Genomic DNA, 8,944 nt, shown 5'->3' with positions numbered 1-8,944 from the left:
TCATGTTCGAGGTGCGGGTGCATGGGCGTGGTGGCCAGGGCGTGGTCACGACAGCGGCGTTGCTGTCGATGGCGGGATTTCGCGACGGCAGGCAGGCCCAGGCGTTCCCGAGCTTCGGCTCGGAGCGCACCGGTGCTCCGGTGGTGGCGTTCTGCCGGCTGGCCGACGGCCCGATCCGGTCGCGGGAGCCGGTGGTGGCGCCCGACGCCCTGATCGTGCAGGACGCGACCCTGCTCCACCAGTTCGACGTGTTCGCCGGGCTCCGGTCTGACGGCTACCTGTTGATCAACTCGTCGCGCGCCGCCGCCGAGCTCGGGATCGGCAGCGTCGTCGGCCGCCTGGCTCTGGGACGGGTGGTCATCGTGCCGGCGTCCCGGATCGCCACCGAGCACCTCGGCCGGCCGATGCCGGGAACCGCGCTGTTGGGGGCTTTCGCAGCGCTCACCGGGCAGGTGTCGATCGAGAGCATCGCGGCGGCCGTTCACGAGCAGTTCACCGGATCGGTGGCGGCGGGGAACGCGGCCGCGGCCCGGGCCGCGTTCGACGTCGAAGAGAGGAGCAGGGCGGCATGCTGAGGCAGATCGAGGGTTCGCGCGCGGTGGCGGAGGCGGTGGCGGCCTGCCGGCCCGAGGTGATCTCGGCATACCCCATCTCCGGTGGGCTGATGCACACGTACCGCTGCGCCGACGCCGCGACGGTGGTCGTCGCGCTCGGCTCGGTGCTCGGCACGCTCGAAGACACCGTCGACGAGCTGCGCCGCAGGGGCGAGCGGGTCGGCGTCCTCGGCATCACCTCCTACCGGCCGTTCCCGTTCGCCGAGGTGCATGCCGCGCTGCGCACGGCGACGCGGGTGGTGGTGATCGACCGGGCGCTGGCCCCCGGGACCGGCGGCATCCTCGCCGCGGACGTGCGCGCGGCCCTCACGGGCGTGGCGGTCCCGGTGTACACCGTGGTCGCGGGGCTCGGCGGGCAGGCTGTCACACGGCAGTCGCTGGGGGAGATGCTGCTGCGGGCCACCCGGGACGAGCTGGAGCCGCTGACCTTGCTGGACCTGGACGTCGCGCGGGTGGGCCGCGAGCTCGCGCGCACGGCGGGGAGCGGTGACCGTGGCCGTGCAGCCGATCCGGTTCTTCCAGACCTGCACCCACGTGGTCGGCAACCGCCTGCTCGGCCCCGACGAGCGTACGGTGCAGGCGGACGAGCACCGCGCCAACACCCTGACCTTGGGTCACCGCGCCTGCCGGGGCTGCGGGGAGGCGCTGGGCGCTCGCTACGTCCTCGACGCCGCGACGCGCGCCACCGGTGGCAAGGTCGTCGCGGTCAACGCGATCACTCCGGAACCCGAGGAGAGCTGATCATGCCCCCGAATGGCGGCTCCGGCCGGCGCGTCCTGACGCCCGGTGCGGACGGCCCGGCCGCGGCGGCTCTCGTGCTGGGGCACTCCCGCGACCCGGCGAGCGACCGGGCGCTGGAGGTGGCCGCCGATCTCGCCATGCGGCTGCACGCCCACCTCCACGTGGTGCACGCGATCGACCTCGGCGACTACCCGATCGACCCCGATGCCGCCGACTGGGAGCAGCAGGGCCGCCGGACCCTGGCCGCCGAGCACGACCACGTCCGATCCGTGCTGGCCGGCCGCCCGGTGGGCTGGAGCCACCACGCCTGGCACGGCGACCCAGTCACCCTGCTCGCGACCGTTGCCGAGGAGCAGCAGGCACTCATGATCATCGTCGGGACGCGGGGCGAGGGCTTCGCTGCTGCGGTTGGTCGGCTCGTTCGCAGGTCGGTGTCCCACGGCCTCGTCGGGGACGGCCGCCGTCCCGTCCTCGTCGTGCCCTCTCCGGCCGACGACCGGCCGCAGCGGGCGTGAACGAACGTCCCCCGCCCACTCACACGGGGGAGGAGCACCGAGTGCAGGTCCCGTCGTGTGGTGGCGGGGAGCTCCTCGGCGAGACTGGTGGGCCAGCCGCGTCATCGGGGCCGATGTGAGCGTCGCTGGCCGGGGGCCGGCGGAGCCGGCCGCGGGAGAAACGCCGCAGGGGACTGGGACCGTCCACTCCGATCGGCGGAGCTGCCACATTCCCGGTCGGAATGCCGTCCATAGCCGCGGCGTAGCGGTCCGACCACATCCGCAGCTCGGCCGCGTAGCCGGGGATGGACGACTGACGCCGGGCTGCCTCTTCCAGGGCTTTGCTCAGTCGCCCCCACACCGCCGCCGCGACCGGCACGGCCACACCGCCGGCATCGCGCGCCGCCTCGCCCAGCACCTGGACATGGACGGCGGGTACGGAGCGGCGGCTCATCCGGTGGCGGTCCGTCCGGCGGAGTTCGATCGCTCGGTTGAGGTCAGCGGCAGTGGTGTCGGGCGGTCCGAGCCGGATCGTGACGGTGCGAGATTGTCGCGGTTCTCAGGGTCGGGCAGGCGGTCGAGTCCACGGCCAGGTCGCGGGCGGCGAGGGCGACTTGCAGGTGGTGCAGTGCGGCCCCGCAGCTGATGACGAGGTCGCGGCGGTCGGGGCCGGTCGCGTCGAGTTGTCTGCGCGGGTCGGCATGCAGCTCGGCGGCGGCGGTCCGGATGCGCCAGCGCCATGGTTGGGTGTTGTGCACAGAAGGTGCACACAGCGCGCGCGTGACCGCGGCGGCGAGATCAGGTGCGCTGCTCATCGGACTCCCTTCCCGTGATCGGCGCCCGGGACGGCCGCCCGGGTACGGCGAACGATCCGGTCCAGGGCATGGCGGCGACCGAGGAGTTGGTCACCTGCCGCTGGGACTTCGGACCGCGCTGCCTGCGACCGAAGCTACGACAACGACACGGGGACGGGCCCGAGCAAGTCCGTCGCCTGCCGTCTGCGGGTGGCGGTGACCGGCCATCCATGGCCGATCCGCAACACCGCCTGGGGGGCGTGGGTGCCCCTGACGAGACGCCGGAGCTCCTCGCGGGTCTGCTGCACCTCGACGATCTGGGACAGGAAGGACACGGCGAGGCCTTCGACTGTCGCGGTGAGGAGCACGCGCTGCAGAGCCTGTCCGGCCTGGATCTCCGCCCGCTCACCGCTGAGGTGCGCGGTCAGGACGGCGATCACGGGTTCCTCCTCGAACGGTGGCGCCGGTGTCCGGGCGTCGGCAGCCCCGGTGAAGTCGCGATGCACCCAGCGGTGCTGCGGGGCCGGTAGCGGGCCGCCCGCCGACGCCGGGACGCCGTCGACGCGATCGGGCGCGACCGCGGTCCACTGCGCGAGCTCGGTACGGAACGCGGGATCGCCCATCTGGGTGCGATGGGCCCGCGAGGCCATGTCCTGCAGGTTTGTGCGTTCATCGTGCTCCTGCACGAAATGCAGCCAGGCGTTCTCCTCGAGGGCGGCTCGGTGCAGCGCGTTGAGCTCGGACGGGGAGACCTCGGCGTCGCTGAAGGGATGCCGGTTGGTGCGCCGGAGCGGTACCGCCCGCAGCAACCCTTGTTGCTCGGGGGTGGGGGCCTTCGAGCCACCGTTGCGGATCTCGGCGATGAGATCGGGCCGGTTCGGGTCCGGGAGAATCGTGACCGTCGGGCGCACACCGTATCCGTGCAGGGCCAACCGAACGTTGAACAGAGCGGCTCCGCAGGCGAGCCGCAGTTCCCGGCCGCGGGGATCGATGACCGGCAGGGCGCGGTTCCGGTCGGCGAACAGCTCGATCATGTGCGGCGTGACGCGGAACCTCCAGGGCTGCGAGTTGTGCAGCGACGGTGCCCGGCCGGCAGCCGTGAGCAGGCCCTCGACCTGGTCGGGTGCCAGGCCGATGGCAGCGGGAATCTCGTTCATCACGACGTCCTGGGTCGAGCCGTCCGGCGGGGTGCCGGTGATCGACCACGGTGGCGCACCGGCGCTCGGACCGACACGGCCGAAGGTCCCCCGTTCGCGACCGTGTGTCCTGGGCCGCCCTGCTTGTGAGGGTGTCGCCGGGCCTGACACATTGGCGCCCACTCCGAGAGCGACGGTCGGGAGCTGTGATGGTGGACGATGAACGGTCGTCGCCGCGAGCGACGCCCAACCTGCTCTCCGGGTTGCGGCTCGACGAGCTGCTGCGCGAGGTGCAGGAGCGGCTCACCGAGATCGTGGCGACCCGGGATCGGATGCACGGACTGCTCGACGCCGTCCTCGCCGTCGGGGAGGGGTTGGAGCTCGACACCATATTGCGCCGGATCGTGCAGTCGGCGGTCGACCTCGTCGACGCGCGTTACGGCGCACTGGGGGTGCTGGCGCCGGGTGATGGGATCTCCCGTTTCCTGCATGTCGGGCTCGACGAGGAGACCCGGGCGCGGATGGGTCCGCTGCCCGAGGGCAAGGGACTGCTGGGCCAGCTGATCGTCGACCCGCAGCCGCTGCGGCTGCCCGATCTGGCGGCGCACGAGTCGGCGGTCGGATTCCCTCCACACCATCCACCCATGCGATCGTTCATCGGGGTGCCGGTGCGTGTGCGCGATGCGATGTTCGGCAACCTCTATCTGACCGAGAAGAAGGGCGGCGGTGAGTTCACGCGGGCCGACGAGGTGGTCGTTGAGGCGTTGGCCGCTGCTGCCGGGATCGCGGTGCAGAACGCCGACCTGTTCGAGCAGACCCGGCTGCGCCAGCGGTGGCTCGAGGCGGCGGCGGAGATCCGCGCGGAGCTGCTGTCGGGTGCCGGTGAGGCCGACGCGTTGCAGCTGATCGCGCAGCGGTCGCTCGAGCTGACCGGCTCCGGCGCCACCGTCATCGTGCTGAGGCCCGACCGCGCAGACGGGGACTTCGTCGTGCGCGGACGGTCGGGCATCGAGGGGCCCGGCGCGCTCAGTGAGCATCTGGACGCCGCGGATCCGTTGCTGCGCGACGTCGTGGAGGGCCTCGCCGCGGTACTCGCGGTCACGCCGACCGGCGCGCTGGCCGGTGCGCCCGACGAGCCGCCCGTGTACGGGCCGACGCTCGCGGTGCCGTTGCAGTCGCAGGAAGCGGTGATCGGGGTGCTGATCACCTTCCGCCGGGTCGACGGGCCCGGGTACCTGCCGAGCGAGGTGCCGCTGTTGAGGTCCTTCGCCGAGCAGGCGGTCCTCGCGCTGCAACTGGAGGAGAGGAACCGCGCCCAACGTCAGCTCGACGTGTTCGCCGACCGCGACCGGATCGCCCGCGACCTGCACGACCACGTCATCCAGCGGCTGTTCGCCACCGGACTCCAGCTGCAGAGCACGCTGCGCCAGACCACCGACCCGACGGTGCAGCAGCGGATCGGTCAGGCCGTCGAGGAGCTCGACAACACGGTTCGCGAGATCCGGACGGCGATCTTCGACCTGCACACCGCCGATGGTGGCGACGAGACGAGCCTCCGGCGGCGCATCCTCGACACCGCCCGCGAGGCCTCGGCCGGGTCCGGGGTCAGCCCGACCGTGCGGACGTCGGGCGCCGTCGACACACTCGTTCCTGCAGCGATCGGAGCGCACGCCGTCGCCGTCATCCGCGAGGGCATCAGCAACGCTGTCCGGCACGGGCAGGCCGCGTCGGTCACCGTCACCGTCGAGGCCGGCCCCGAGCTGGTGGTCGAGGTCGTCGACGACGGCATCGGCATCGATCCCGCCGCAGCGCACAGTGGGTTGCGCAACCTCCAGGACCGGGCGGCCGAATCCGGCGGCGATCTCGCCGTAGCGGCGTTGCCGGGCCGTGGGACACGGCTGACCTGGCGGGTCCCTCTGAGCTGAGGTCCCCGGCAGGGACGTGGACCGTCGAGCCGTCCACAGGGGCCGACCGGACTCCCCGGGCAGGTCCTCCGCCGCGATCGGCTGCTCGCCCCGCGCAGGAAGCTGGACCCCGAGAGAGGGACGTCGCGCCATGGGCGAGCAGAACGTGCTGAGCAGGTCACCGCAGCGACCACGGACCGGACGCAGGCACCGCCGGATCCTCGAGGTCCTCGACGGGGGACGGCCCCGTGCTCTACCTGGTGCCCTGGTTCGGCGACACCCAGGACACCGTCGTGCTGCCACCCGACCACGCCCGGATCGAGAGCACCTCCGAGTGACCGGTGCCGGGATCCGGGGCGTTCGGCCGCTGGCCCGACGGCTGAACTGCCTCCGCCGACGGACGGCTGGTCGGAGAGGGGCGAACGGCCCCTGACGTCAGGCCGTGCGGCGCTGCTTGCCACGACTGGGAACAAGGCACCGTCAGTACGACCACCGGGAGGAGAGACAGCATGACCGCACAACACCACCGACGCACCGTCGTTGTGGGCGTCGACGGATCGGAGGAGGCGCTGCGCGCCGTCCGCTGGGGTGCCGTCGCGGCCGCCCGCCGGCACACCCCGCTGCGGCTGGTCCACGCCTTCGACTGGGCCGTCGACCGGGTCGTCGGCCAACCAGGCCTCGGCGAGGACTACCACGACATCCTGCTCGCTAACGGGCGGCGTCTCCTCACCGAGGCGGCCGACCTCGCCGAGGGGCATGCTCCCGGCATCGAGATCGAGGAGCAGCTGATCGTCGGGTATCCGATCGAGGTTCTGGGCGACGAGTCCCGCCGGGCCGAGATGCTCGTCGTCGGCGACCGCGGTCTGACCCGCTTCGCCGAGCTGCTGGCGGGATCGGTGGCGACCGCGCTGGCGGCGCACGGCGAGTGCCCGGTGGTCGTGACCCGGGGCCTCGAACAGGAGACATCCGACGCGGCGGGACCCGTCGTGGTCGGCGTCGACGGGACTCCGGTGAGCGAGGCCGCCATCGCTTTCGCGTTCGAGACCGCGTCGGCGCTGCACGCGCCGCTGGTGGCCGTCCATGCCTGGATGACGCCGCTGGTGGGGACGGTGCCGGTGGACCCGGTCGTGCTGGCGGCGGTGGAGGGCGCCGCCAACGAGATCCTCGCCGAACGGCTGGCCGGCTGGGGCGAGAAGTACCCCGACGTCGCGGTGCGTCGCGTCGTCGTGAACGACCGGCCCGTCCGCGCCCTGGCCAGGGAGGCCGAGCGGGCGCAGCTGATGGTTGTCGGCTCCCGTGGCCACGGGCTGGTCGCGGGAATGGTCCTCGGATCCGTCAGCCATGTGCTGGTCCACCGCGCGCCGTGTCCCGTCGCCGTCATCCGCCCCGAGACCGCCACCCCCGTCGCGCTGCCGTGAACCGGGTGCGTCATGCCTGATCAGCGACGGGTGTCCAGGACGACGCCGTTGCCCCGGCGGGGCACCGACCGGGCCGAGGACCTGACCGCATGGGTCGTGCTGGCCGCGGGTCTGCTGGTGCTGCTCGCGTCCGGGGTCCTCGGATGGACCGTCGATGCGCAGCAGACCGCTCGGGCACGCGCCGAGGCGGTCGACCGGACCCGGGTCGGTGCGACGCTGCTGGAGACCGCTCCCGTGGTCATCAGCGAGTACGGGACTGCACACGGGCCGATACTGACGCGAGCGTCCTGGACAGCGCCCGACGGCCGCACGATGGTCGGGATGGCCCCCGCGATGCCGGGGACGGCCGCGGGCGCCGTCGTCCCGGTGTGGACCGACACGAACGGGACGGCGGTCTCGGCACCGGCCGACCCCACGGAGATCGCGCTGGTGGCGGTGATGAGCGGCTTCGGGCTCCTCACCTCCGGCGCCTGCGCCCTCGCCGTCCTGTGGGCTGCGGTACACAGGGTGACCAGCGCGGTCAACGCGGCGTGCTGGGAACGGGAATGGAAACACGTCGGGCCACAGTGGACCCGCCTCGTCGGAGGGCAGTAGCCAGATGCTGGTACGAGATGTCATGACCCGACCGGTGGTGACGGTCGGCCCGGACACCCCGGTCCGGGCCGCCGCTGCCGTCCTGACCGGGCGAGGGTTCACCGCCCTGCCCGTGGTCGACACATCCGGTGAGCTCGTCGGTATCGTCACCGAGGCCGACCTGTTGCGTGACCGCCTGCATCATGACGCCCGCTCACCGCAACTGCAGGACGAGCTCACCCGGACCGTTCCGATGCGCGTGGCCGCGGTCATGACCACTGCGGTGGTCACCGCCGTGCCGTGGACCGATCTCGCCGACGTCGCGGAAGAGATGCGCCGGCTCGGGATCCGGTCCGTACCGGTCGTCGACGGCGGTGAGGGGCTGGTGGGCATCGTCAGCCGCCGCGATCTGGTGGACACCCTGACTCGAGCCGACGTCGCGATCGCCGCCGACGTGCGCCACAAGCTGGAGACCTACGCCGGCCCCGGACGATGGCAGGTGGCGGTGGACAGTGGCCGGGTCACGCTGGGCGACCGGTTCGGGGACCCGGCCGAACAGCACGCGGCCTCGGTCATCGCGTCGTCCGTCCGTGGTGTGCTCGACGTCCAGGTCACCACCCTCTCCGGTTGAGGGGCCTGTGACCTCAGCGCGGCCGCGGGCTGCTGCCGCGGTGCAGCTCGGTGGTGTGCACGGCGGCCTCGGTACGGCGGGCGAACCCGAGCTCGTGCAACAGCGACGACGGCGGCGCGGACGTCGCGGCACACGGTGATGCCCTCGCCGTCGGGCAGGCGGACGTCGGGGATCGCGGCGTCGGGGCGCAGCGCGGGATGCCGGCCATGGCCTGCGCAGCGGTGCCGGCCCCTCGTCGGAATGGACACCTGGCCCAGACCTAGCGCCGCCCGGCCCCATGCGAAGCCGACTCTCGGCCCTTGTCTCAACGGCCGAGATCCCGGGCGCCCTGACGGGCCGACGGGACCCCGCTCAAGGGACTGTCGGCCCTGACGCCGGGGTGCGTTCATCGGGTGTTGTGGGGGCATGAGCATCCCGGTCGAAGCGCAGCCGGCCCCCGCAGCCGGCCCCCGCAGCCGGTTCCCGCGTCCTTCTCACCGACGGATCGACCGCGCTGATCCGGCGGCTCGATCGCGGAGATCGGGCCGCGGTCGACGCGCTGCACCAGTCACTCCCCGTCGACGATCGCTACCTACGCTTCTTCAGCGTCTCCACGGTGGGCCCCCGGATGATTGCGGACGTCATCGTCGCCGACGACGA

Annotated in this window: 8 protein-coding genes and 1 pseudogene; 6 read left to right on the top strand and 3 right to left on the bottom strand. The window is 72.6% G+C overall.

The window, feature by feature from the left end; genetic code table 11:
• Positions 1-575, top strand: a 575-nt coding sequence (locus JWR81_RS04930) for a 2-oxoacid:acceptor oxidoreductase family protein (protein WP_297647073.1), incomplete at its 5' end; no start/stop codon positions are given.
• Complete coding sequence (locus JWR81_RS04925) at positions 569-1,870, top strand: universal stress protein (RefSeq protein ID WP_297647070.1); 1,302 nt, start codon at positions 569-571, stop codon at positions 1,868-1,870. The genes JWR81_RS04930 and JWR81_RS04925, both read left to right, overlap by 7 nt.
• 476 nt (positions 1,871-2,346) lie before the next feature.
• Here JWR81_RS04925 and JWR81_RS04920 read toward each other — a convergent pair whose 3' ends face one another.
• Both JWR81_RS04920 and JWR81_RS04915 read right to left on the bottom strand, forming a co-directional pair.
• Positions 2,347-2,664 (bottom strand): hypothetical protein, encoded by a 318-nt coding sequence (locus JWR81_RS04920; protein WP_297647069.1) that lies wholly within the window; start codon positions 2,662-2,664, stop codon positions 2,347-2,349.
• Between the two features lie 134 nt (positions 2,665-2,798).
• On the bottom strand, positions 2,799-3,800 hold the full coding sequence (locus JWR81_RS04915) for a nitroreductase family protein (RefSeq protein ID WP_297647066.1): 1,002 nt from the start codon (positions 3,798-3,800) through the stop codon (positions 2,799-2,801).
• A gap of 188 nt (positions 3,801-3,988) precedes the next feature.
• On the opposite strand from JWR81_RS04915, the gene JWR81_RS04910 reads away from it, so the two are divergent.
• From JWR81_RS04910 to JWR81_RS04895, 4 genes are all read left to right on the top strand, one after another.
• Positions 3,989-5,704, top strand: a complete 1,716-nt coding sequence (locus JWR81_RS04910) for a GAF domain-containing protein (RefSeq protein WP_297647063.1) — start codon at positions 3,989-3,991, stop codon at positions 5,702-5,704.
• Between the two features lie 488 nt (positions 5,705-6,192).
• Positions 6,193-7,101, top strand: coding sequence for a universal stress protein (locus JWR81_RS04905; RefSeq protein ID WP_297647060.1), 909 nt, complete (start codon positions 6,193-6,195; stop codon positions 7,099-7,101).
• Positions 7,102-7,131: 30 nt separating this feature from the next.
• On the top strand, positions 7,132-7,695 hold the full coding sequence (locus JWR81_RS04900) for a hypothetical protein (RefSeq protein WP_297647057.1): 564 nt from the start codon (positions 7,132-7,134) through the stop codon (positions 7,693-7,695).
• A 22-nt stretch (positions 7,696-7,717) separates the two neighbouring features.
• Complete coding sequence (locus JWR81_RS04895; protein ID WP_297647055.1) at positions 7,718-8,305, top strand: CBS domain-containing protein; 588 nt, start codon at positions 7,718-7,720, stop codon at positions 8,303-8,305.
• A 107-nt stretch (positions 8,306-8,412) separates the two neighbouring features.
• On the opposite strand, the pseudogene JWR81_RS04890 reads toward JWR81_RS04895, so the two are convergent.
• Positions 8,413-8,508, bottom strand: a pseudogene (locus JWR81_RS04890) (DNA-binding response regulator); the annotation flags it as partial.
• Between the last annotated feature and the right edge of the window lie 436 nt (positions 8,509-8,944).

Origin of the sequence: Pseudonocardia sp., from assembly GCF_025965585.1 — a bacterium.
Lineage (GTDB): Bacteria > Actinomycetota > Actinomycetes > Mycobacteriales > Pseudonocardiaceae > Pseudonocardia.
The sequence above is the reverse complement of the archived record's forward strand: the minus strand, read 5'-3'. Positions and strand labels throughout refer to the sequence as shown.

What these genes read in the sequence shown, in the direction of transcription:
- JWR81_RS04925 (WP_297647070.1), top strand. Translation starts at nt 569, where the DNA reads ATGCTGAGGCAGATCGAGGGTTCGCGCGCGGTGGCGGAGGCGGTGGCG.
- JWR81_RS04920 (WP_297647069.1), bottom strand. Translation starts at nt 2,664, where the DNA reads ATGAGCAGCGCACCTGATCTCGCCGCCGCGGTCACGCGCGCGCTGTGT.
- JWR81_RS04915 (WP_297647066.1), bottom strand. Translation starts at nt 3,800, where the DNA reads ATGAACGAGATTCCCGCTGCCATCGGCCTGGCACCCGACCAGGTCGAG.
- JWR81_RS04910 (WP_297647063.1), top strand. Translation starts at nt 3,989, where the DNA reads ATGGTGGACGATGAACGGTCGTCGCCGCGAGCGACGCCCAACCTGCTC.
- JWR81_RS04905 (WP_297647060.1), top strand. Translation starts at nt 6,193, where the DNA reads ATGACCGCACAACACCACCGACGCACCGTCGTTGTGGGCGTCGACGGA.
- JWR81_RS04895 (WP_297647055.1), top strand. Translation starts at nt 7,718, where the DNA reads ATGACCCGACCGGTGGTGACGGTCGGCCCGGACACCCCGGTCCGGGCC.